A 22,413-nucleotide genomic window follows, 5' to 3' on the forward strand; every position below is an offset into this window, starting at 1 on the left:
CATGGCCGGCACCGTACTGGCACCCAACCCGGCGCCCACCGCCACACCCTCACCGGCCGTGGCCAAGAACCGCCTCGGCCGCGCGCTGTCCGACCGCCGCACCCGGTTCGGACTGCTCAACGCCGCCCCCGTCGTCATCTTCCTGCTGATCCTCTTCGTCTATCCGATCTTCAGCACCCTGATGCTGAGTCTCAAGGGCGAGGACGGCGCCTTCACGCTGCACTGGTACGCGGACGCCTTCAGCGGAGCCGACCTGAAGATCCTGCTCACCACCTTGCGGATCTCCGCCGAGACCTCCCTGCTGGCCCTGGTCATCGGCTTTCTGCTGGCCTCCGCCATCTCCCGGCTCAAGCCCCTGTGGGCCGGCCTGGCGATGATCGTCGTGGTCGTGCCGCACTTCATCAGCGCGCTGGTGCGCACCTACGGCTGGATCATCCTGCTCGGTGACAACGGCGTGGTGAACAACGTCCTGACGGGCCTTCACTTCCCGGGCGCCCCCTTCCAGTTGCTCTACAACGAGATCGGCGTCGTCATCGGCACCACCGCCGTGATGCTGCCCTACACCGTCCTCCTGCTGTACGCCGTCATGAAGGGCATCGACCGCCGGCTGCTCGCCGCAGCGGCCAGCATGGGCGCCGGCCGGATCACCATCTTCCGCAGGGTGTACGTCCCTCTCGTGGCCCCGGGTCTGGTCAACGCGGGCGTTCTGTCCTTCATCCTCTGCCTCGGCTACTACCTCACCCCCGCCCTCATGGGCGGTGAGAAGCAGACCATGGTCGCCTCCCTCATCGACGAGCAGGTCATGAAGCAGAACCAGTGGAACGGCGCCTCCGCGCTCGGCATCATCCTGCTGCTGCTCACCTTCGCCGGACTGCTGCTGCTGAGGCTGCTGAAGTCGGTCGGCGAAGCCCTCCGGAACCGGGGGACGGCGTCATGATCGAGCTCCGTTCCACCCTGGCCGGACGCATCACCCTGGCCGTCTTCTCCACGCTGATCCTGCTGTTCCTGGCGCTGCCGATCATCGTCATCGTCGTGACCTCCTTCGGCAAGGACGCCTTCGGCAACTTCCCGCCGGACGCGTGGACGTTCGGCTGGTACAAGGTGCTGTTCGCCGAGGGCAGCAAGTGGCCTGCCGCTCTCTCGCTGAGCGCCCTGATCGCCTCGCTGACCACCGTCTTCTCGCTGCTGCTGGGCATGACGGCGGCCACCGCCCTCGTCCGCAGCGAACTGCCGCTGCGCACGGCGGTCTACGGCCTGGTCCTCGCTCCGCTGGTGATCCCCCAGGTCGTCATCGCGCTGGGTCTGTTCCTGCTCCTCGAGCCCGCCTCGCTGCTCGGCAGCCCGGTCGCCATCGCCCTCGGCCACACCGTGCTGGCCTCACCGATCGCCGTGATGATCCTCATGGCCACGCTGAAGGGCATCGACGAACGCCTGGAGGACGCGGCCGCCAGTATGGGCGCCGGTCGGCTGACCGTCTGGCGGCGGATCACCCTCCCGCTGGCCATGCCCGGAATGGTCGCGGCCGCGATCTTCTCCTTCATCACCAGCTTCGACGAGTTCTTCATCTCGCAGTTCATGTCCTCCGTGGACACCGTGACCCTGCCCGTCCAGGTGTTCAACGTCCTCCAGTACGACGTCGACCCGTCGGTGACCGCCGTCAGCGCAATCCTCATCGCGGTCGCCGTGGTGGCCCTCGCACTGGTTGGCCTGGTGCGCCGGCTCAGCGGCTCCGGCAAGCAGGACGGCCTGCTGCCCACAGAACCCGGAGTGGGCCTCTCCGCCGGAAGTGAGACCAGATCATGACCACCAGCACCAGCACCAGCACCAGCACCAGCACCCCGGCCGGTGAACTGTCCGCGACGGCGGCCAGGCACCTCCTGCTGAACATGACCCCCAACGGCTCGCTCGGCGCCGAGGGCGAGAACCTCTTCGTCGTCCAGCGTGGCGAGGGCCCGTACGTCGACGACGCGGAAGGCAAGCGTTACATCGACGGCCTGTCCGGCCTGTACTGCTGCCAGCTCGGCTACTCCTACGCCCCCGAGTTCGCCGAAGCCGCCGAACGGCAGCTGCGGGAACTGTGCTTCAGTCCGCTGTGGTCCTCCTCCGCGCACCCGACGGCCATCGAACTGGCCGAACGACTGGCCAGGATCGCTCCTGTGGACATCGAGCACACCTTCTTCTCCGGGGGTGGCGCCGAAGCCGTCGAGACCGCCTGGAAGGTGGCCCGCCGTTACCACGCCCTGCGGGGGGAACCGGGCCGGGTGAAGGCGATCTCCCGTCGCGGCGCCTACCACGGGCTGACCATCGGGGCCCTGTCGCTGACCGACGACCCCGGCCTGCGGGAGCCCTACGGCCCCGGCGCGATCGAGACCCGGTTCGTGTCCAACACCAACCGCTTCGGTCTCGCCCCGGAGTTCTCCGACGACGCGGCCTTCGCGGCTCACCTGCTCGCCGAGGTGGAGGCCGAGATCCTGGCCGCGGGCCCGGAGACCGTCGCCATGCTCATCGCCGAGCCGGTGCAGAACCGCGGCGGCTGCATCACCCCGCCCGAGGGCTACTGGCCGGGCCTGCGGGTTCTGGCCGACCGCTACGGCTTCCTGCTCGTCGCCGACGAGGTCATCACCGCCTTCGGCCGCCTGGGGGAGTGGTTCGGCGGTGACCGCTACGGCGCCCGCCCGGACATGGTCACCGTCGCGAAGGGCATCACCGCCGGGTACGCCCCCATGGGCGCGACCCTCGTCAGCAACCGGGTCACCGAGGTCATCAACCGGCCCGGCGTGGTCCTCAACCACGGCTACACCTTCGCCGGGCACCCGCTGAGCGCGGCCATCGCCCTGCGCAGCCTGGAGATCATGGAGCGCGACCGGATCCTGGAGAACGTCCGCGGCCTCCAGGACCACCTCGCGGGCCGCATGGCCTCCCTGGCGGACCTGCCGATCGTCGGCGACGTCCGCGGCGCCGGATTCTTCTACGCCTGCGAACTCGTCGGCGACCTCGACGGCGGCGGCTTCAGCGACACCACCCGGGCCGACCTGATCACCGAACTGATCCCGCGCCGGCTGCGCGAGGCCGGGCTGCTCGCCCGCGTCTACAACCGCGCCGCCCCGCTGGTCCAGATCGCACCCCCGCTGATCGGCGACCGTCACCTCCTCGACCGTATCGCCGACATCCTCGCCGACACCCTCGACGAGGCGTCCGCCCGCCTGTGATCCACGCATGAGTCCCTCGACTCACGCCTTCGAAAGGAACTCCCTGATGTACTCCATCGGTCCGCTGACCGTCGCCCCCGGCGAGCGCGCCCAGGGACTCATCCCCGTCGGCACCAGCACCTACGGCGTGGAACTCGGCATCCCTCTCGTCGTCGTCAACGGCGCCCAGGACGGCCCGGTGCTCTGCGTGGACGCGGGCGTGCACGGCGACGAGTACGACGGCCAGGAAGCCATCCGCCGCGTCCTCGCCGAGACCGACTCCGCCACCCTGCGCGGCACCCTCGTCGGCATCCCCTGCATGAACACCCCCGCCTTCGAGGCCGCCGCCCGCACCAGCGGCCTCGACCACCTCAACCTCAACCGCATCTTCCCGGGCGACGCGGACGGCTCGTACTCCCTGCGCCTGGCCGCCACCTTCGTCGAGCAGGTCGTTCCCGCCATCGACGCCCTGGTGGACCTGCACACCGGCGGCACCTTCGGTGAGATAGCCCCGCTCGTGATCCTCCAGGGCGGCTACGAGGAACTGGCCACGGACCTCGCCCTCGCGTCCGGCCACGAGCTGGTCTGGAAGGGCGGCAAGTGGGGCGGCACGGTCCGCCACCCCACCCTCGCGGCCGGCAAGCCCGCCATCACCATCGAGGCGGGCGGCGGCACCTACCGCGAGGCCAACGTCGAGCTGCACATCCACTCGATCCGCAACATCATGCGCCGACTCGGCATGATCGACGGCGAGGCGGAACTGCGCGACACGTACACGGCCGTCTCCGGCACCTTCGCCCGCTCCGCCGCCGGCGGCTTCTTCCTCGGCCACGCCGAGCCGGGGGAGACCTGCAAGGAAGGCGACCTGATCGCCCACATCGTCGACCACTACGGCAACACGCTGGAGGAGGTCCGCGCCCCGCAGGACGGCATCGTGCTCTGGGTGCGCCGGATCCGCACGGTCCGTCCGGGCGACGAGGTCGTCATCTTCGGCGAGGTGCAGGGGGAGATCCGGCCATGAGCAGCGATACGCAGTTGCTTCTCGTCGACGGCAAGCAGATCCCGGCCGCCGACGGCCGCACCTTCACCGTCCTCGACCCGTCGGACGGCACGGCCATCGCCCGGGTGGCGCTGGCCGGCCCGGCGGACGTGGACCAGGCGGTGGCGGCGGCCCGCACGGCCTTCACCTCGCCCGAGTGGGCCAGGATGCGCGCCGCCGACCGCGGCCGGATCCTCTACCGCATCGCGGAGGCGATCCGCTACCAGGGCGAGCGGCTGGCCCGGCTGGAGAGCCAGGACGTCGGCAAGCCGCTCAGCCAGGCCAAGGCCGATGTCGAGGGCGCCGCGCGCTACTTCGAGTTCTACGCGGGCATCGCCGACAAGCTCGGCGGCACGACCGTCCCCCTCGGCCCCGGCCTGATGGACTACACCGTCCGAGAGCCGATCGGCGTCTCCGGCCAGATCATCCCCTTCAACTACCCGCTTCAGAACACCGCCAGGGGCTCCGCCCCGGCGCTGGCGGCGGGCTGCACGGTGGTGCTCAAGCCCTCCCCGGAGGCACCGCTCACCCCGCTGGAGATCGGCCGCATCGCGCTGGAGTGCGGGCTGCCGCCGGGCGTGCTGAACGTCGTCCCCGGCGACGGCGAGACCGGCGCGGCCCTCGCCGGCCACCCCGGAATCGACCAGGTCACCTTCACCGGCTCGGTGCCGACCGGCATCAAGGTCGCCCAGGCCGCCGCCGCCAACGTGGTGCCCTCCGTCACGGAGCTGGGCGGCAAGTCGCCGTTCATCGTCTTCGCCGACGCCGACTTCGACCTGGCCCTGCAGGCGGTCCTGGGCTGGTCGTTCAGCAACGCCGGCCAGATGTGCTCGGCGGGAACGCGGCTGCTGCTCCAGCGCGGCGCCGAGGAGTTCCTGGACCGGCTGGTCGAGAAGATCGCCGGCCTGCGCGTCGGACCGGGCCTCACGGACCCGGACATCGGCCCGCTGGTCGCCGCCCGGCAGCGCGACCGGGTCCTGGGATACCTGGACCTGGCCCGCCAGGAAGGCGCCGAGGCCCGGGTCGGCGGAGGCGCTCCGTCCGCGCCCGAACTCGCCGACGGCTACTTCATCGAGCCGACCGTCCTGACCGGCCTGACCAACCAGGCCCGGTGCGCGCGCGAGGAGATCTTCGGCCCTGTCGTCACCGTCATCGAGTTCGACGACGCGGACGAGGCCCTTCAGATCGCCAACGACAGCCCGTACGGCCTCTCCTCCTACGTCTGGACCCGCGACCTCGACAAGGCGATGACCCTGGCCGAGGGCATTCGGGCCGGCCAGGTCTACGTCAACGTGACCAGCGCGGGCACGGGCATCGAGCTTCCCTTCGGCGGCTACAAGCACAGCGGCTGGGGCCGGGAGAAGGGCCTCGAAGCCCTGGCGAGCTACACGCAGACCAAGAACGTCTGCATCGGATTCGGGGACCGCTCATGAGATACCGCACGCTCGGCGAGCGCGGTCCGGCCGTCTCGGTGGTCGGGGTCGGCGGCAACAACTTCGGTTCCCGCCTGGACGAGGAGGGCACGAAGGCCGTCGTCCACGCGGCCCTCGACGCCGGAATCACCCTGTTCGACACCGCTGACATGTACGGCGGCTTCGGCGAACAGGGCGGCACGCGCGGCGACGGCGAACGCCTTCTCGGCGCCGCCCTCAAGGGGCATCGCGACGAGGTCGTCCTCGCCACCAAGTTCGGCATGGAGGTGGGACCCGACGCGGACCTGTACGGCCGACGCGGAGCCCGCGCCTACATCCGGTACGCCGTCGAGTCGTCGCTTCGCCGCCTGGGCACCGACCGCATCGACCTGTACCAGTACCACGAGCCGGACGGCGTCACCCCGCTCGACGAGACGATCGCCGCTCTGCGCGAACTGGTGACCGAGGGCAAGATCGGCCACATCGGCTGCTCCAACCTGCCGGCCGAGGACCTGTCCGAGGCGTTCGTCAGCACCCAGGCCGCCTACCACCTGCTCGACCGCAGCGTGGAAGCCGACCTGATCCCGGCCTGCCTGCGCCACGGGCTCGGTCTGCTGCCGTACTACCCGCTGGCCAACGGCCTGCTCAGCGGCAAGTACCGGCGCGGCGAGCAGCCGCCGCCCGGAAGCCGCCTGTCGTGGCGGCAGGGCTGGCTGACCGACGCCGCCCTCGACCGCGTCGAGGCGCTCACCGCGTACGGCGCCGAGCGCGGCCTGACCCTCCTCCAGGTCGCGGTGGGCGGACTGGCGGCCCTGCCCGCCGTCGGCTCCGTCATCTGCGGCGCCATGAACCCCGGACAGGTCACCGCCAACGCGGCGGCGGCCGACTGGATCCCCGACGCGGCCGACCTGGCCGCACTCGACGCGATCGTCACCCCCGGCGAACAAGTCGTCTGACCCGCAGCCCAACTCCCTCTGCACGAACCGGAAACCGAGGTTGAACACCATGCGAGAGATCGTCACCTTCGACGCCTACGGCACCCTGGTCGACTTCCAGCTCGGCCCCACCACCCTCAAGGTCCTCTCCGACCGGCTGGACCTGGACAACCTCGACGTCGACGAGTTCCTCGACGACTTCCGCGTCATGCGCTTTCAGGCCGTCCTGGAGGCATACCGCCCCTACCACGAGATCCTGCACTCCAGCCTGCGGATGGCCATGCGCCTGCACGGCCTGGAATACCGCACCTCCGACGGCGACGCCCTCGTCGAGGCCGTCCCCACCTTCGGTCCCTTCCCGGAGGTCCCGGACGCCCTGCGCGCGCTGAAGTCCCGTTACGAGATCGCCATCATCACCAACAGCGACGACAACCTCATCGCGCGCAACGTCGAGAACATCGGCGTCGAGTTCGACCACGTCATCACCGCCCAGCAGGCGGGCGCGTACAAGCCGGACCGCCAGACCTTCGAGCACGCCTTCAAGACCATGGGCGTCGAGCCGTCGCAGGTCATCCACACCGCGCAGGGCTGGGAGTACGACCACATCCCGACCCGCGACCTCGGTTTGAAGCGCCGGGTGTGGATCAACCGCTTCGGCCGCCCCGGCAGCGCCGACTACCAGCCCTACGACGAGCTGACCGACCTGTCGGGTCTGCCGGCCCTGCTCGGCTGCTGACCAGGGCGACACAGGACAGAGAAACAGAGGACGCACGCCATGAAGCAGATCCCCTACTGGCTCGACACCGCTCCCGCCCTGCCCGACCGGTCCGGAAAGGACCTGCCCGGCGAGGCGGACGTGGTGGTCATCGGCGGCGGCCTCACCGGCCTGTCCACCGCCTACCACGCCGCCCGCAAGGGCGCCCGGGTCGTCCTGGTCGAGAAGGACAAGGTCGGCTCGGGCGCCTCGGGCCGCAACGGCAGCATGTGCACCCAGGGCCTCACCATCGGTGTCGGGGAGGCCCGCAAGCGCTACGGCCAGGAGCGCGCCCGTGAGCTGTACGACTCCTTCCGCGAGGCCGTCGACGTCGTCGAGGAAATCACGCACACCGAGAAGATCGAGTGTGACTTCAACCGCTCCGGCCGCCTGGGCGTCGCGTACAAGCCGCAGCACTTCGAGAGCATGAAGGCCACGCAGCGCGACCTGGCCGACAACTTCGACCACGAGACGCAGCTCCTGACCCGCAGCGATCTGAAGTCGGAGCTGGGCTCGGACTACTACCACGGCGCCCTGCTCGACCCGCTCAGCGCCGCCCTGCACGTGGGCAAGTACGTCCACGGCCTGGCGGAGGCCGCCGAGCGCGCCGGCGCGGAGATCCACGAGCGGAACGCGGCCACCGGCCTCACCCGTCTGCCGGGCGGCGGTTTCCTGGTCGAGACCCTGCACGGCACCATCCGCGCCAAGCAGGTCATGGCCGCGACCGACGCCTACACCGACAAGGCGCTGCCGTGGTTCCGCAAGCGGCTGATCAACGTCGGCAGCTTCATCATCGTCACCGAGCCGCTCGGTGAGGCGCGCGCCAAGGAGCTGATCCCCAACGCCCGTCTGGTGGTCGACTCCAAGAACATCGGCCACTACCTCCGCCTCACTCCCGACAACCGCCTCGCCTTCGGCGGCCGGGCCCGCTTCGCTCCCTCCGACCCGGCCTCCGACGTCAAGAGCGGCGACATCCTCAAGCGGGAGATGACGGAGATCTTCCCGCAGCTGGCGGGGGTGCGGGTCGACTACGTGTGGGGCGGCATGGTCGGCTTCTCCTGGGACCGCCTCCCGCACGCTGGGGAGGCGAACGGCCTGTACTACTCCATGGGTTACTGCGGCCACGGCGTCCAGATGGCCACGTACATGGGCCGGGCGGTGGCCGAGATGATGGACGGCAAGCCGGAGGCCAACCCGCTGCGCGGCCTCGGCTTCCCCAAGGTTCCGGTCCCCTTCTACAACGGCACCCCCTGGTTCCTGCCGTTCGGTGGCGCCTACTACAAGGCCAAGGACCGCCTGCGCTGACACCCGATGAACCAACAGAAGGGCCAGTGCCGGCGTCCGCCCGGCACTGGCCCTCTCGATGCAATCGGCTTCTCGGTCTGCCGCTGGGACCGCATCTGATCCTCCACCGGATCGACATCGTCGCCGAGGAGCTTCGCATCGGATCGGCCTGACCCACGGCGACTGGCTGGTTCTTGTTCGCGACCAGCCGGCTCTCTTGCGCGACCAGCCCGGCGTGTTCGGCCCTGTTGCCTCCGCCCCAACCATCCGGTGGCGCGAATGAGGAGCTCGGGCTGCTGGCGCCTGAGACAGCGGCCGCCATCGTCGCGGCCTGCCGTGAGATCTGGCCGCCGCGCCCAAGGAGATCGGCGGCTCAGTCACGCCGCCGGCGACGGCGCTACCCCCGTCGCCGGCGCCGTGTCCGTGGACCAGGTCACCATCGACTGCGGAGACGAGCCGGTCGAACCCGGCGACGAGGTCGTCCTGATGGGCGAGCAGGGAGGCGACGTCATCTCGGCCGACGACATCGCGGGGTGGGCCGGGACGATCGCCGACGAGACCGTGTGCCGCATCACCGAGCGGGCGCCCCGCACCTACGTGGGTGCGCGGCCGGGCACCGGCCCCGCACCTACGTGGGTGCGCGGCCGGGCACCGGCCCGAGCATCTGACGCCGAGGTCGGATCTCCCACCGAGCGGGGTACGGGGCTGACGGGCGGGTGCTGGTGTGCACGCATCGGGCAGCCGCCTCGGGACGAGGGCCTGCGGCATCGCGGCACTCCCCGACGTCCCTGCGGACGGGAGGACCGACCGGTTCGCCCCGAGGATCGTCAGCGTGCCGCGTCCACGCCCCCGGTCCGTCCCGGGCGGCGCGGCACCAGGGCCACCGCCAGGGCTGGGACAGCGGCGAGGACGAGCCAGGGAACGGCGGCCGGGAGGCCCAGGTCGAGCAGGGAGCCGGTGGCCGCGCTGCCGATGAGGACGATCAGGCCGGAGACGGAGGACAGCGCGCCGATGTAGAGGCCGATCCGGCCGTCCTCGGCGAGGTCGGGCACCCACGCGCGGGCGGCGGGGACGACCAGCATCTGCCCCAGGGTGAGCAGGACGATGAAGCCCGCGGCGGGCAGCAGGCCCGTGGTGCCGGTCAGTTCGGCCGGGCGGGCCGCGGCCACGACCGCGAATCCGGCCGCGATGAGCAGCAGCCCGGCGGTCATGGAGTGACGCAGGTCGAGCCGGTCGCCCGCCCAGCGGGTGACCGGGAGCTGGGCGAAGACGACCAGCAGGGAGGAGAGGGCGAACAGCCAGGACAGGGGAGCCTGGGAGCCCGCCGCACGCTGCACCTCGTCCGGCAGGGCCAGGTAGAGCTGGTTGTAGGCGAGCAGATAGCTGCCGTAGGCGCAGCACAGGGCGAGGAAGCGGCGGTTGCGCAGCAGTGCGCGCATCCCGCCCCGCTTCCGGGTGGGGACCCGGCCGGGGATGTGCTGGGGCATCAGCCGTGCGTGTCCGGCGAGGACCAGGACGAAGACCGCGGCCCCGGCGAGGCAGGCGGTGCGGAAGTCCACGGCGAGCAGCAGTGCGCCGAGCAGCGGGCCGACGAAGGCTCCGGCCTGGCCCGCCACGGTGAACAGGGCCAGCACCCGGGTACGCGGGCCGTTGCCCTCCTCTTCCCAGGCCACCGCCTGCCGGGCCACCTCGGACTCCACGGCCGGGGAGAACAGCGCCGCCGCGAAGCCGATCACCAGTACCGCGCCGATCACGGCCCAGGTCGCCTGCGCGTACCCCAGCCACGCGAACCCGGCGATCCGCAGCACGCAGCCGGCCAGGACGACGGGGCGCACGCCGTACCGGTCGACGAGCCAGCCGCCGACCACGAACAGGCCCTGCTGACTGAAGGTCCTCAGACCGAGGACGAATCCGACGAGCCAGCCCGCCATGCCGATCGCTGTGCCGAGATGCTCGGCGAGGAACGGCAGCACGGCGTAGAAGCCGATGTTGAAGGCGAGTTGGGTGATGATCAACAACCGCAGGAGCGGTGACAGGGCCTTCCACGTCACCCGGATGCCTTCGCGTGGGGACTTCGGGGACCGCTCGGCCCGGCGGGTCAGGGCACGGGAGATGAGATCCGTCATGTGGTGTCCGTAGGGGAGATGAGTACGGGGGTGGGGAGCGGCTCGAGCGCGGACGGCTCCCGCTCGACGGGGCGGCCCTGGCGCTCGGCCGGTGCCGCCCCGGAGCGCTGGAGCCGCCGCGGGAGCCGGGGCCTGCGCACGCCACCCGCCGCCGTCACCGCCAGGGCCCCGAGCAGGGCGAGGACGGCGGCTGGTGCCAGGACCGCCCAGGGGGCGCGTTCGGCGTAGGGCTGGTTCTCGGCGAGCAGCAGGCCCCACTCGGGCGACGGGGGCCGGGCGCCCAGGCCGAGGAAGCCGAGGGCGGCCAGCGACAGGGCGATGCCGGGCAGTCGGAGCAGGGCGTGGCGGGCGACGGGCGGCAGGATGGCCGGGAGCAGCTCGTGGGTGAGCAGGTACCAGGGGCCGGCGCCGAGGGCGCGGGTGGCGGTCAGATGGGTGGTGGCGCGTTCCTGTTGCAGGAGGGCGGAGGTGTGGGTGGCCAGCGGGGACCAGGCGACTGCGGCCACGGCGAGGGCGGGGGTCCACGGGCCGCTGCCTGCGATCCCGGTGACGAGGAGAGCGACCAGGACGGGCGGTACGGCGTTGACGGTGTCGACGAGTGGCCCGGACAGCCGGGGCAGCAGGCCCAGCAGCACCCCGGTCACGAGGGCGGTGACGCTGACCGCGAGGGCGAGGGCGAGCGTGTTGAGCGCGCCGTGGGCGATGCGGGCGAGGATGTCGCGGCCGAGCGCGTCGGTGCCGAAGGGGTGTGCCGCGGAGGGGGCTTGGAGCCGGACGGCCGTGTTCAGCACGAGTGGATCGCGGGGCAGGCCGAGGCCGATGACGGCGAGGAGCAGCGTCCCGTACAGCAGGGGCAGTGTCCGGGGCGCGGGTGGGGTGGGCCGGTGCAGGGAGTGCAGGGCGCCGTCGCGCAGCGCGGGTCCGATCAGCCACCGGGCCGTGAGCCGGGCCACGACTCCGACGGCGGCCGCGAGGAGCACCAGGGCGAGTGTGCCTGTCTGCAGGACGGGCAGGTCCTGGGCGAGGGCGGCGCGCAGCGTGAGCCGGCCGAGGCCCGGTATGTCGAAGATCTGCTCCACGGCGACCGACCCGCCGGTCAGGCCGACCACGAACAGCCCCAGGTTGGGCAGGAGTCCGGGCAGGCTGCGGCGCAGCGCCTGCCGGGCCACGCTCCTTGGTGGGACGCCGCGTGCGGCGGCGGCCAGCGCCCACGGCTCGGCGAACGCGGCGGGCAGGAGGTCGTCCAGCATCCGCCCCAGCACGGCCCCGGCAGGCAGGCCCAGGGCGAGCGAGGGCAGCACCATCCACTGTGGGCCGTACCAGCCCAGAGCGGGCAGCCAGCCGAGCTGCACGCCGATGACCGAGGCCGACACCGAGGCGAGGAGGAACTCGGGCAGTGCGGCCAGCACGGCCGTCATGGTGCCGCCCGGTGTGCGCTCACCGAGCCGGCGCCGCGAGCCGAGCCACAGTGTGCGGGCGCACACCGCCGCGGCCGTACCGACGGCGGCCGCGAGGGCCCCGGCCATCAACAGCAGGGAGACGCCGAGGGCCTGCGTGGCGGACGGCAGCGCGTCGGTGCCGGAGATCCACGACTGACCGGCGTCGCCGTGCAGCAGCCCGCCCAGCCATCGCCCGAGCAGTGTCAGCGGGCCGTCGTCCAGGCCGAGTTCGTCCCGTACGGCCCGCAGCGCCTCGGGGGTGGGATCGCGTTCGACCGAGCGGGCCTTGAGCACGGTCAGCGCGGGGTCCGTACGGGACAGCCACGGCAGCAGGCCGATCCCGCCCACCAGTGTGGCCGCGAGCAGCGCCCGCCACAGCAGGGTGGGGGCGCCGCCCCGCGCGAGGCGGCGCAGGGCGGCCGGGCTGCCTCCGGCCGGAGAGACGGGCATGCGGTTCAGCGCCGGGTCCCCGTGCCGACGAAGGCACGCTCGTACGGGTCGAGCAGCGTGCCCTGCACCGAGGTGACGATGCCGGTGACGACCTTCAGGTGCACGAGCGGAACGACCGCGTCGGTGCCGAGGACCGTGGCTTCCGCCGCCATGGTGGCGTCCTGCCGAGCGCCGGTCTCGGAGACGGCCTGGGCCTTGGCGACGGCGGCGTCGACCTTCTTGTCGCACAGCAGCGACAGGTTGTACGTGCCGTCACAGGTGAAGTCGGAGGCCAGGACGGAGACGGGGTCACCGGTGTCGAGCATCATGTTCCGGGAGAGAACGAAGGCGTCGAACTTCCCGGCGAGCGCGTCGCTCTCCAGCCGGGAGTAGTCGCGCACCTCCAGCTTCACCGCGAAGCCGGCCTTCTCGAGCTGCTGTTGCAGCACCTGGGCGACCTCGGGCAGCTCAGGCCGGTTGTTGTACGTCGCCAGGGTGATGGACGTGCCGTCGGGAGCGGCGGCCTTCGCCCGTCCGGCCGGCCCGATCCGCTTGCCCGCGGCCCAGCTGAGCGCCGGGCCGTAGATGCCCCGGGCGGGCTCGGCGTAGCTCTCGTAGATGTCCTTGGCGATGACGGCGGTGTCGATCGCCTCGCGTGCGGCGGCCCGCAGCTTCGGGTCGGCGAAGGGACCGGACCTGGTGTTCAGGTGCAGGCTGGTGTTGCGTGCGGTGTTCGACTCGTGGACGGTGGCCTTGTCGAGGGAGGCGACCTGCGCGACGGGCAGGGCCTCGGCGATGTCCGTCTCCCCGGTCCGCAGTGCGTTGGCTCGGGCGGTGCCGTCGGCGATGAACTTCGCGTCGATGCCGGACGCCTGGGCACGACCGCCCCAGTAGTCGTCGAACCGGTCCAGGGTGGCCGCGGTATCGCCGGTGATCCTGGTCAGTTCGAAGGGACCGGTGGCCGTACCGACCGGGTTCGCCGTGCCCTTCTTGCCGTACGCCTTCGGGGAGAACACCGCCAGGCTCGGGTTGGACAGCCGCAGCGGCAGCGCCGGGTCGGCGACACCGGTACTCACCCGGACCTGCTCCTCGCCCGCCGCCTCCGCGGTCAGCTTCACCCCGGACAGGGCAGCAGGCGCGGGGTCCGCGTCGGCGGCGTGGGTGAGGGCCGCGGCGACGGCCTGCGCGGTCACTGTGCCGCCGTCCTGGAACTTCGCGTCCCGGAGCGTGAACAGCCAGCTCCGGCCGCTCTTCTCGGCGCTCCACGACTCGGCGAGCGCGGGGACCGCGGTGCCGTTGGCGTCCAGCCGGGTCAGCCCCTCCGCGACCCCCAGCCGGGACAGGTGGAAGGCGTCCTGCCCGAACGGGGAGAAGTTCTGCGTCGGCGTGAAAGCCAGCGCCACGTGCAGGCGACCGCCGTCGGAGCCGGACGAGTCCGAGGACGACGTGTCATCGCCGGAAGAGGAGAAGCAGCCGGAGAGGAGCGGAGCGAGCAGCAGGCCGGCTGTCAGCCGACGGCGGGGAGATCTCATGGTCTTCGTTCTTGCCTTTCAAGGGCTGATATCAGCCACAAGCTACATGAACATGGTTGTCATTTAAATCATGGGGATCTCGAAGTGCACGACGCCACTGCCGCCGCCGGATACTTCCTCCCGCTCGTCGCAGACCTTTGTGCCGAGCGTCTGCCAAAGGCCCATCGCGCCCGGCGCGTGCGGATACGTGTGCAGATACACCGCCCGGTAACCCCCGTCGGCCTTCGCGAAGTCCAGCAGTCCGTCCACCAGTTGCCGGGCCAGGCCGCGTCGCCGGTGCTCAGGGCGTACGTACACCCGCCGCAACTGCGCGGTCACCCCCGACGGATACCTCTCGGCCAGCCGGCGGGGGTTCGGCGGATGGGCCGGCCCGCGCGCGTCCAGCGCTCCGGTGGCGGCCACCGTCCCGTCCCGCTCGTCGACGGCGACCAGCAGGGTGTGCCGTGGTGGTGTGACGTAGAACGTCTCCGGGTCGATGATGTCGGCGTGCCAGTGCGGCACGTACCCGGTGCCGAAGTCGCGGTACACGGTGTCGAGCATGACGACCCGCGCCTCGTCGAGGTCTGCTGCCGTTGCCGTTCTGATGCGGTAGCTATGCACTTGCACATCATATGCAGTAGTGATTTCGGTCCCGTGGCCGGTCGACCGGGTCCAGGCCGCCGGGTGGAGGCCGCCGGCTCCAGGCCGCCGGGTGGGGACCCGTGGGTGACGGCTCGCATGATGACTCCCCGCCGCTCGCCCGACCCGGACAGCCGGTAGGAGTACGCGTTCTGGAGCCGGCCGGGCCGACACCGTCGAGGATGTCGTCGAGCAGCCGCGACGGGCCTTCACCACATCGAAACCGTCGTGCCCGACCTGCACACTGCCCTTCGGGCACAGGAGCGTCGCGCGGGTCACGGAGGCGCCGGGCAGGCCCGGGAAGGAGAGGGAGCAGACGACGGCGCCGTGGGTCCAGGCGGCCGTGCCGGAGCGCTCGAACTCCTGCCGGCACACATGGCACTCTTAGGTCACGGCGCTGGGGTTGCCGTTACCGTCCAGGAGTGGCTCGGTGATGACGTCGTCGGTGCCGCTGGTCAGGACGGTGTCTACCGACCCCCCGTCATAGGGGCGTCCGTGACAGATGAGAGGGTCTTGCGGGTGAGTGAGACACCACCGAACACCCTGCAATACCGCTTTGACGGGCCAGAAGAGGCTCCCGTCCTGATCCTGGGTCCCTCCCTGGGTACCACCTGGCACATGTGGGACCGGCAGGTTCCCGAGCTGGCCCAGCAGTGGCGGATCTTCCGGTTCGACCTGCCCGGTCACGGCGGGTCCCCGGCCTATCCGGCGGGCTCCGTCAGTGACCTCGCCGAGCGGCTGCTGGCCACGCTCGACGCGCTCGGTGTGCAGCGCTTCGGCTACGCGGGCTGTGCGTTCGGCGGTGCGGTCGGTGTGGAGCTGGCGCTGCGTCACCCCGAGCGGGTCGCCTCGCTCGCGCTCATCGCGGCCTCGCCGCGGTTCGGCACGGCGGACGAGTTCCGGCAGCGCGGTGTGATCGTCCGGACGAACGGCCTCGACCCCATCGCCCGTACCTCGCCCGACCGTTGGTTCACCAGCGGCTTCGCCGCCGCGCAGCCCGCGATCACCGAGTGGGCCGTACAGATGGTGCGCACCACCGACCCCGGCTGCTACATCGCGGCCTGCGAGGCGCTCGCCTCCTTCGACGTGCGGGCCGAACTCGGCATGGTCGGCGTGCCGACGCTGGTCCTCGTCGGCTCGGACGACCAGGTCACCGGCCCCGCCGAGGCCCGCACGCTGGTCGCGGGCATCCCCGACGCCCGCCTCGCCGTCGTCCCCGGCGCCTCCCACCTGGTCCCGGTCGAGCAGCCCGCCGCCGTCACCGACCTCCTGGTCCGGCACTTCTCGACCGCCTGGCAGCCCGCCCACGAGCACAGCACGGGCCAGACCGCCGTCCCCGGCGTCTCCCTCAGGCCGCCGCAGGCCGTGTCCCCGCACGCCGCGCCGATCGCCGAGATCGCCCCCGCACCGGTCGTCGCGCCGCCGCAGGTCACGGGCCGCCCCGACCCGTACGACGCCGGGCTGAAGGTACGCCGCGAGGTCCTCGGGGACGCCCATGTGGACCGGGCGCTGGCAGAGGCCGACGACTTCTCGGGCGACTTCCAGGAGCTGATCACCCGCTACGCCTGGGGCGAGATCTGGGACCGCCCCGGCCTCGACCGCCGTTCGCGCTCCTGCGTCACGCTCACCGCGCTGGTGGCCGGCGGACACCTCGACGAGCTGGCCTTCCACACCCGCGCCGCCCTGCGCAACGGCCTCACCCCGGACGAGATCAAGGAGGTCCTGCTCCAGGTGGCGGTCTACTGCGGCGTACCGGCAGCGAACAGCGCGTTCCGGGTGGCGCAGCAGGTCATCCGGGAGGAGACGACGCCCTCCGAGTGAGCCGGTCGCCCGGCGGCGGCAGGATGGGATCATGACGCCCATGACGCCCATGACCCCCAAGTCGCCCGTGACGCCCATGAAGCTGACGAAGAAGGCGCATGCCTGTGTCCGTCTGGAGAAGGACGGCCGCACGCTCGTTCTCGACCCGGGCGCGTTCACCGAGGAGGACGCGGCGCTCGGCGCGGACGCGATCCTCGTCACGCACGAGCACCCCGACCACTTCAGCGAGGAGCGGCTGCGGGCGGCCCTGGAGGCCGACCCGGCCACCGAGATCTGGACCCTCGCGTCGGTCGCGGAGAAGATCGCCGGCGCCTTCCCGGGCCGCGTCCACACCGTCGGCCACGGGGACGCCTTCACCGCGGCGGGCTTCGACGTCCAGGTCCACGGCGAGCTGCACGCCGTGATCCACCCGGACCTGCCGCGCGTCACCAACGTCGGCTTCCTGATCGACGGCGGCCGCGTCTTCCACCCCGGCGACGCCCTCACCGTCCCCGACCACCCGGTGGAGACCCTCCTCGCTCCCGTCCAGGCCCCCTGGAACAAGATCGCCGAGGTCATCGAGTACGTCAGGGAGGTCGGGCCGCGGCGGGTCTACGACATCCACGACGCCCTCCTCACCGACCTCGCCCGCCCGATCTACGACACGCACCTGGGCAATCTGGGCGGCGCGGACCACCAGCGGCTGGCCTCGGGAGCCTCGGCGCAGATCTGAGCGACGGCGTTGTCGGACCCTCCGGGTAGGTTGTCGTTCATGCGCATCGCGACCTGGAACGTGAACTCGATCACCGCCCGCCTGCCGAGGCTCCTGGCCTGGCTGGAGAGCAGCGGCACCGACGTGCTCTGCCTCCAGGAGGCCAAGGTCGCCGAGGACCAGTTCCCGTTCGACCAGCTGCGCGAGCTGGGCTACGAGGCGGCGGTCCACGCCACCGGCAGGTGGAACGGCGTGGCGGTGCTCTCCCGCGTGGGCATCGAGGACGTGGTCAAGGGCCTGCCCGGCGACCCGGGCTACGACGGGGCCCCGGAGCCCCGCGCGATCGCGGCGACCTGCGGCCCGGTCCGCGTCTGGTCGGTCTATGTGCCCAACGGCCGCGAGGTGGAGCACCCGCACTACGCGTACAAGCTCCAGTGGTTCGAGGCCCTCAGGGCCGCCGTCGCCGGTGACGCGGGAGGCAGCCGCCCCTTCGCCGTGCTGGGCGACTACAACGTGGCGCCGACCGACGACGACGTCCACGACGTGGCCGCCTTCGAGGGCTCCACCCATGTCACCCCCGCCGAGCGCGCCGCCCTCGCCTCCCTGCGCGGCGTGGGCCTCTCCGACGTCGTCCCGCGCCCCCTGAAGTACGAGCACCCCTTCACGTACTGGGACTACCGCCAGCTCTGCTTCCCCAAGAACCGCGGCATGCGCATCGACCTGGTCTACGGCAACGCGCCCTTCGTCAAGGCCGTGAAGGACTCCTACGTCGACCGCGAGGAGCGCAAGGGCAAGGGCGCCTCGGACCACGCGCCGGTCGTCGTCGACCTGGACGTGTAGGCCCCGGAGGCCCCCCAGGGGCGTCACAGCAGCCGCCGGTCCACGGGCTCCGCGAGGACCGCGTACCCAGCGTCCCCGGCGTGCAGTTGGTCCCCGCTGTCGTACGCGGGCGGCAGCCGCCCGCGAGCGGCCGGGTCGCGCAGGGCGCGGTCGGCATCGGGGACGCCGTCGAGGACGCCGCTCTCCCGGTCCAGGCGTTGACCGCGGTGCGCCCGGCCTCCACGTCCGGTGTGCACCGCGCGAGGCCTCCGCAGTGCGTCAGCGTCGTCCCGCATCCGCATCCGCACCCGCAGCCCGCGCAGCCGTGCCCGCTCGGCGGTCGCCCGCAGACCGGCCGTGAGCCACTCCGCCGTCGTCCCGGCGAGCAGGTCGCTGATGCCCTCGGCGACAACGGTCCGTACCGGGGCCTCGATGGCCACCCGGTTGCCCGCGCTGCCCTGGTTGAGCACGCCGTACCGCGGCACGTCTCTTCCTGCCGACTGAGCCGACTGAGCCGCTCAGCCGACTCAGCCGGGCGGCCGGCACGTCGGGCCAACGGCCGTCGGGGTCGGCCGTCGGGGTCGGTCGTCGACCGGTCGCCGTCGGTGATCGAGTCCCCGAGCAGTACCACCGACCCCGGCCCGCCGCCGACGTTCCCCCCCCCGGTCGGCAGCGGCCGGCTCGTCAGCGTCGCGCCGTACGCCGTCCCGTCACCGTCCGCCGTGTGGTCCCCCGGCCCGCTCATGTGCGACCGCCGCACCGCGAGCCCGTGCGACGGGACCGCCGCCACCGTCCTGGGCAGGTGGAAGCCGACCGGCAGGCCGGCGCCCGCGGGCACCGTGAAGGCGAGGGGATCGCCGGCCGCCTGCGCCCCGCCGACGGCTCGGCTCCCGCCGCACCCCGAAGGACAGCGGCAATGCCGCTCCAGGGTCAGCGGTGCGGCCCGCGCGGCCTGTACGGGCCTGCCCGGCGGGAGGAACAGCGAGCCGAGGGGCAGGACCACCAACGGAAACCAGCGCACAGGACGGCGTACGTACCGACTCCTCCCGTACGTCCGGTCGATCATCAGGGCACCGCGACGGCAGGGAAAACGCCGCGTACCGGTCAATTCGACGTGCGGGCGGGGGAGGGGGATCCGGCCGCTCGCCGCTGTCCGCGCGCCTGTGGTGCGCACGCCGGTGTGAATGTCACGCTGGACGTATGAACATCCCTTTCCTGGGCAGCAGGCGCAAGAAGCACGCCGAGGCGACGCTGACCGCCGCCGACCCCGAAGGGGTCGCCGAACTCCTCTCCGAGTGCGAGTTGCTGCGCGCTCTGGCGGAGCGGGAGGGCATCCGGCTCGACGACACACCGGCCTCGCTGGAGGCGCTCGACCAGTTGCTGCCGCGCTGGCGCGACGACGAGGAGAACCTGCCGTGGCTCGGCAACGACGCCGGCCTCTACCTCGGCACGGTCATCGTACGCACCGTCCCCGGCGCCGCCTGGGAGGTCTGGCCCGGCGGCCAGCCCGTCGTTCGACTCGCGTCGGGCCGGGAGTTCGACGTGGTGACGGCCGGGCAGGAGTGGGCCGCCAACGGCGTTCCGGAGCTGTCGCAGCGCTACGGCGAGATGGCGGAGGTCTGAGGCGAGGTTCGAGTGGAGGCTTGAGTGGCGGTTCGATACGGGCGTAAATACGGCTAATGCGGGGGAAGTGCGTGTCGAATCTTTAGGGCGGTTTTATCTGGATAGTTTGCGGCAGCACGGGACAGCTGAGAGTGAGTAGGGCTGCGCATGGCCGTCGATCCGTTGATCGAGCTGCGTGACGTCAACAAGTACTACGGGGAACTGCATGTCCTCCAGGACATCGACCTCACCGTCGGCAAGGGGGAGGTGGTCGTGGTCATCGGCCCTTCGGGGTCGGGCAAGTCGACGCTCTGCCGGGCCATCAACCGGCTGGAGACCATCCGCTCGGGCACCATCCTGCTGGACGGCAGACCGCTCCCGGACGAGGGCAAGGAGCTGGCCCGGCTGCGCGCCGACGTCGGCATGGTCTTCCAGTCCTTCAACCTGTTCGCGCACAAGACCGTGCTCCAGAACGTGACGCTGGGCCAGGTCAAGGTCCGCAGGACCGACAAGTCGAAGGCCGAGGAGAAGGCGCGTGCCCTGCTCGACCGGGTCGGCGTGGCCAGCCAGGCCGACAAGTACCCCGCACAGCTCTCCGGCGGCCAGCAGCAGCGCGTGGCCATCGCTCGGGCCCTCGCGATGGAGCCCAAGGCGCTGCTGTTCGACGAGCCGACCTCCGCCCTCGACCCGGAGATGATCAACGAGGTGCTGGAGGTCATGCGGCAACTCGCCCGGGACGGCATGACGATGGTCGTCGTCACCCACGAGATGGGCTTCGCCCGCTCGGCCGCCAACCGCGTGGTGTTCATGGCCGACGGCCGCATCGTCGAGGACCGCAGCCCGGACGAGTTCTTCACCGATCCACGCAGCGACCGGGCCAAGGACTTTCTCTCCAAGATCCTCAAGCACTAGCCGAGTACGCGCCCGCCATGACCCCCGGGACGGAACCTCGTCTAGGATGGGCCGTTCATCTGGGCCGTAGGGGCAGAGTCACAGGAGCCATACCCGCCCGGCGGCGGCCGGAGATCACTGTTCGCGCAGCGGAATCGACACGTACGACGGGTCGTTCGCCGGCGAGGAGAAGGTCAGCCGCGCGCCGGTCGGGTTGTGCTCCAGGTAGAGCGGGTCGACCGTGTCGACGACCAGTGCCAGCCGGTGCCCCGCCGGGACGTCGTAGGCCGTGGAGAACAGCTCCAGGTCCACGCCGAACGGCTCGCCCGGGGTGCGCCCGTGGAAGGTGTACGGCGCGTTGGTGACCAGCTTGCCGAGACCGAGCGGCCCCACGTCGTAGAGGTAGGCGACGAGGGTGCCGCTCTCCTCGGTCGGCGTCACCGTGGTGTGCAACCTGGCGGTGCCGCGCACCTGTTGGGTCCTCGCGTACGACTCCGACTGCCAGACGGCGGCCCAACGGCGGGGGAGCAGGGGGATCGAGGCCACCGGGGGCAGCCGGGCGATCTGGTCGAAGGTGCTCGACAGGAACACGATCCCGCCGTCCGCGCCCGAGTTGACGTCGGCACGGATGGTGGCGGTGCCGGCGAGGTTCACCTTGCGGGTGGTCGCGGTAACCGATTTCCAGTCCGGGTAACCCTCGTAACCGCTTGTGGAACGGGACTTGAGCCGCACCGGCTGCTCGCGGTCGATGCCGTTGTCCACGCCCCTGAGGTGGTGGTCGAACCAGCGCACGGTGTCGGTCCACACGTCGTTGGGCAGTCCGAACAGGCCGGTGAGTTCCGCCGTCGCGTGGTCGCCGGGCCGGAACGCCAGCCGCTTCGGGCCGGTCAGCTTCTCGTAGAAGTCCGCGTACTGGTTGGGCGGGAAGACCGTGTCCCCCCAGGTGTTGGCGAGCATGACCGCCGCGCCGTTCTGGTTGAGCTGGTCCAGGTAGGTCCTGGGGGAACGTTTCTTCCCCCAGGCGATCAGGTCCTGTTCCCTGGAGAGGTCGGCGGAGTAGAAGTCGTCGAAGGCCCGGCGGGTCTCGGCGCTGTGGCGGCCGGTGACCGTGCCCGTGGCGTCCAGCAGGGCGGCCGCCTGGACGTGTTCGGTGCGGCCGGAGTAGATCGACCCGGTCAGGTCGGCCCAGCCGCTGAGCGCCGCGACGGCCTTGATGCGCGGGTCGTGCGCGGCGGCGAGCAGGCTGATGCCGGCGCCGTAGGAGACGCCCCCGATGCCGATGCGCCGGGGGTCGGCGGCGGTGTGCGCGAGCGCCCAGTCGACCACCGTGGAAGCGTCGGCCACGTCGGGCGGACCCGCCACCTCTATCTCGCCGCCGGACTGCCAGAAGCCGCGCACGTTGTACGTGAGCACGATGTAGCCCGAGTCGGCGAGCCTCCGGGCCTGGGCGAGGTACTCGATCTGGGGGAAGGACCAGCTCGTCGGGAACACGATCAGGGGGTGGCGGCCGGTGCCGTCGACGCCCGCGGGCGTGACGACGTTCGCCTTCAGGACGGTGCCGTCGGCGCCCTGGATGTCGACGAAGCGGATGCCGCTCGTGGCGGCCTGCGCGGCGGGGGCGAGACCGAGGACGCCACCGGCTACCAGGGTCGCGGAGACGGCGCCGACGGCGGTCGTGCGCAGGGCCGTGCGGTGGTGTCCCACGGTCACTCCTCACTCGTGTCAGTGCAAAGTGACCCGACGGTAACCTCCCGCCCTTACCATGAGTACCCGCCGGTAAGTTACGTGCCAGTAACGATTGTTGACGTGTGCGGGGAGTTGTCGGCGAGCGGC

Annotated in this window: 19 protein-coding genes and 1 pseudogene; 14 read left to right on the top strand and 6 right to left on the bottom strand. The window is 71.5% G+C overall.

What is annotated here, in order from left to right; translation table 11 throughout:
* Position 1: 1 nt before the first annotated feature.
* The 9 genes and pseudogenes from ACFWJX_RS01835 to ACFWJX_RS01875 all read left to right on the top strand — a co-directional run.
* The gene (locus tag ACFWJX_RS01835; RefSeq protein ID WP_383235282.1) at positions 2-937 is read left to right on the top strand and encodes an ABC transporter permease; all 936 of its coding nucleotides are present in this window, start codon (positions 2-4) and stop codon (positions 935-937) included.
* The gene (locus ACFWJX_RS01840) at positions 934-1,803 is read left to right on the top strand and encodes an ABC transporter permease (protein WP_383235285.1); all 870 of its coding nucleotides are present in this window, start codon (positions 934-936) and stop codon (positions 1,801-1,803) included. Before ACFWJX_RS01835 ends, ACFWJX_RS01840 begins: the two co-directional genes overlap by 4 nt.
* A complete protein-coding gene (locus ACFWJX_RS01845; RefSeq protein WP_383235288.1) occupies positions 1,800-3,209 on the top strand; it encodes an aminotransferase class III-fold pyridoxal phosphate-dependent enzyme in 1,410 nt (469 codons plus the stop codon). The genes ACFWJX_RS01840 and ACFWJX_RS01845 overlap by 4 nt, the downstream gene beginning before the upstream one ends.
* Positions 3,210-3,216: 7 nt before the next feature.
* Positions 3,217-4,209, top strand: coding sequence for a succinylglutamate desuccinylase/aspartoacylase family protein (locus tag ACFWJX_RS01850; RefSeq protein WP_383235291.1), 993 nt, complete (start codon positions 3,217-3,219; stop codon positions 4,207-4,209).
* Positions 4,206-5,660, top strand: coding sequence for an aldehyde dehydrogenase family protein (locus ACFWJX_RS01855; protein ID WP_383235294.1), 1,455 nt, complete (start codon positions 4,206-4,208; stop codon positions 5,658-5,660). Before ACFWJX_RS01850 ends, ACFWJX_RS01855 begins: the two co-directional genes overlap by 4 nt.
* Entirely contained in the window at positions 5,657-6,595 is a 939-nt protein-coding gene (locus tag ACFWJX_RS01860) for an aldo/keto reductase (protein WP_383235296.1), read from the top strand. The genes ACFWJX_RS01855 and ACFWJX_RS01860 overlap by 4 nt, the downstream gene beginning before the upstream one ends.
* Positions 6,596-6,644: 49 nt before the next feature.
* Positions 6,645-7,310 (top strand): haloacid dehalogenase type II, encoded by a 666-nt coding sequence (locus tag ACFWJX_RS01865; RefSeq protein ID WP_383235299.1) that lies wholly within the window; start codon positions 6,645-6,647, stop codon positions 7,308-7,310.
* Positions 7,311-7,349: 39 nt separating this feature from the next.
* Positions 7,350-8,633, top strand: a complete 1,284-nt coding sequence (locus tag ACFWJX_RS01870; protein WP_383235302.1) for an NAD(P)/FAD-dependent oxidoreductase — start codon at positions 7,350-7,352, stop codon at positions 8,631-8,633.
* Between the two features lie 315 nt (positions 8,634-8,948).
* Positions 8,949-9,197, top strand: a pseudogene (locus ACFWJX_RS01875) (alanine racemase C-terminal domain-containing protein); the annotation flags it as partial.
* 242 nt (positions 9,198-9,439) lie between these two features.
* On the opposite strand, the gene ACFWJX_RS01880 reads toward ACFWJX_RS01875, so the two are convergent.
* The 4 genes from ACFWJX_RS01880 to ACFWJX_RS01895 form a co-directional block, all read right to left on the bottom strand.
* Complete coding sequence (locus ACFWJX_RS01880) at positions 9,440-10,738, bottom strand: MDR family MFS transporter (RefSeq protein ID WP_383235305.1); 1,299 nt, start codon at positions 10,736-10,738, stop codon at positions 9,440-9,442.
* Positions 10,735-12,627, bottom strand: coding sequence for an ABC transporter permease subunit (locus ACFWJX_RS01885; RefSeq protein ID WP_383235308.1), 1,893 nt, complete (start codon positions 12,625-12,627; stop codon positions 10,735-10,737). The genes ACFWJX_RS01880 and ACFWJX_RS01885 overlap by 4 nt, the downstream gene beginning before the upstream one ends.
* 5 nt (positions 12,628-12,632) lie before the next feature.
* A complete protein-coding gene (locus tag ACFWJX_RS01890) occupies positions 12,633-14,138 on the bottom strand; it encodes an ABC transporter substrate-binding protein (protein ID WP_383235311.1) in 1,506 nt (501 codons plus the stop codon).
* Positions 14,139-14,201: 63 nt separating this feature from the next.
* Positions 14,202-14,738: a GNAT family N-acetyltransferase gene (locus ACFWJX_RS01895; RefSeq protein ID WP_383235314.1), complete on the bottom strand. Its 537-nt coding sequence runs from the start codon at positions 14,736-14,738 to the stop codon at positions 14,202-14,204.
* Positions 14,739-15,275: 537 nt separating this feature from the next.
* Here ACFWJX_RS01895 and pcaC point away from each other — a divergent pair.
* The 3 genes from pcaC to ACFWJX_RS01910 all read left to right on the top strand — a co-directional run bounded on the left by pcaC (position 15,276) and on the right by ACFWJX_RS01910 (position 18,108).
* The gene (pcaC, locus tag ACFWJX_RS01900; RefSeq protein WP_383235317.1) at positions 15,276-16,577 is read left to right on the top strand and encodes a 4-carboxymuconolactone decarboxylase; all 1,302 of its coding nucleotides are present in this window, start codon (positions 15,276-15,278) and stop codon (positions 16,575-16,577) included.
* Between the two features lie 76 nt (positions 16,578-16,653).
* Complete coding sequence (locus ACFWJX_RS01905) at positions 16,654-17,289, top strand: MBL fold metallo-hydrolase (RefSeq protein ID WP_383235915.1); 636 nt, start codon at positions 16,654-16,656, stop codon at positions 17,287-17,289.
* 39 nt (positions 17,290-17,328) lie between these two features.
* Complete coding sequence (locus ACFWJX_RS01910; RefSeq protein ID WP_383235320.1) at positions 17,329-18,108, top strand: exodeoxyribonuclease III; 780 nt, start codon at positions 17,329-17,331, stop codon at positions 18,106-18,108.
* A gap of 23 nt (positions 18,109-18,131) precedes the next feature.
* Here the strand turns inward: ACFWJX_RS01910 and ACFWJX_RS01915 are convergent, their stop codons facing one another.
* Positions 18,132-18,572 (bottom strand): hypothetical protein, encoded by a 441-nt coding sequence (locus ACFWJX_RS01915; protein WP_383235323.1) that lies wholly within the window; start codon positions 18,570-18,572, stop codon positions 18,132-18,134.
* 715 nt (positions 18,573-19,287) lie between these two features.
* Here ACFWJX_RS01915 and ACFWJX_RS01920 point away from each other — a divergent pair.
* Together ACFWJX_RS01920 and ACFWJX_RS01925 are read left to right on the top strand one after the other, a co-directional pair.
* The gene (locus tag ACFWJX_RS01920; protein ID WP_383235326.1) at positions 19,288-19,710 is read left to right on the top strand and encodes a DUF6278 family protein; all 423 of its coding nucleotides are present in this window, start codon (positions 19,288-19,290) and stop codon (positions 19,708-19,710) included.
* A gap of 147 nt (positions 19,711-19,857) precedes the next feature.
* Positions 19,858-20,601, top strand: coding sequence for an amino acid ABC transporter ATP-binding protein (locus ACFWJX_RS01925; RefSeq protein WP_383235329.1), 744 nt, complete (start codon positions 19,858-19,860; stop codon positions 20,599-20,601).
* A 114-nt stretch (positions 20,602-20,715) separates the two neighbouring features.
* Here ACFWJX_RS01925 and ACFWJX_RS01930 read toward each other — a convergent pair whose 3' ends face one another.
* Positions 20,716-22,284, bottom strand: a complete 1,569-nt coding sequence (locus tag ACFWJX_RS01930) for a CocE/NonD family hydrolase (RefSeq protein WP_383235332.1) — start codon at positions 22,282-22,284, stop codon at positions 20,716-20,718.
* Between the last annotated feature and the right edge of the window lie 129 nt (positions 22,285-22,413).

Origin of the sequence: Streptomyces sp. NPDC058335, assembly GCF_042723915.1 — a bacterium.
Classification (GTDB): domain Bacteria; phylum Actinomycetota; class Actinomycetes; order Streptomycetales; family Streptomycetaceae; genus Streptomyces.

Bases quoted from the DNA above. Each gene is read 5' to 3' on its own strand.
- ACFWJX_RS01840 (WP_383235285.1), top strand. From the start codon at position 934: ATGATCGAGCTCCGTTCCACCCTGGCCGGACGCATCACCCTGGCCGTC.
- ACFWJX_RS01925 (WP_383235329.1), top strand. From the start codon at position 19,858: ATGGCCGTCGATCCGTTGATCGAGCTGCGTGACGTCAACAAGTACTAC.
- ACFWJX_RS01920 (WP_383235326.1), top strand. From the start codon at position 19,288: ATGAACATCCCTTTCCTGGGCAGCAGGCGCAAGAAGCACGCCGAGGCG.
- ACFWJX_RS01890 (WP_383235311.1), bottom strand. From the start codon at position 14,138: ATGAGATCTCCCCGCCGTCGGCTGACAGCCGGCCTGCTGCTCGCTCCG.
- ACFWJX_RS01865 (WP_383235299.1), top strand. From the start codon at position 6,645: ATGCGAGAGATCGTCACCTTCGACGCCTACGGCACCCTGGTCGACTTC.
- ACFWJX_RS01885 (WP_383235308.1), bottom strand. From the start codon at position 12,627: ATGCCCGTCTCTCCGGCCGGAGGCAGCCCGGCCGCCCTGCGCCGCCTC.
- ACFWJX_RS01850 (WP_383235291.1), top strand. From the start codon at position 3,217: ATGAGTCCCTCGACTCACGCCTTCGAAAGGAACTCCCTGATGTACTCC.
- ACFWJX_RS01905 (WP_383235915.1), top strand. From the start codon at position 16,654: ATGAAGCTGACGAAGAAGGCGCATGCCTGTGTCCGTCTGGAGAAGGAC.
- ACFWJX_RS01855 (WP_383235294.1), top strand. From the start codon at position 4,206: ATGAGCAGCGATACGCAGTTGCTTCTCGTCGACGGCAAGCAGATCCCG.
- ACFWJX_RS01845 (WP_383235288.1), top strand. From the start codon at position 1,800: ATGACCACCAGCACCAGCACCAGCACCAGCACCAGCACCCCGGCCGGT.
- ACFWJX_RS01880 (WP_383235305.1), bottom strand. From the start codon at position 10,738: ATGACGGATCTCATCTCCCGTGCCCTGACCCGCCGGGCCGAGCGGTCC.
- ACFWJX_RS01870 (WP_383235302.1), top strand. From the start codon at position 7,350: ATGAAGCAGATCCCCTACTGGCTCGACACCGCTCCCGCCCTGCCCGAC.
- ACFWJX_RS01910 (WP_383235320.1), top strand. From the start codon at position 17,329: ATGCGCATCGCGACCTGGAACGTGAACTCGATCACCGCCCGCCTGCCG.
- ACFWJX_RS01835 (WP_383235282.1), top strand. From the start codon at position 2: ATGGCCGGCACCGTACTGGCACCCAACCCGGCGCCCACCGCCACACCC.
- ACFWJX_RS01860 (WP_383235296.1), top strand. From the start codon at position 5,657: ATGAGATACCGCACGCTCGGCGAGCGCGGTCCGGCCGTCTCGGTGGTC.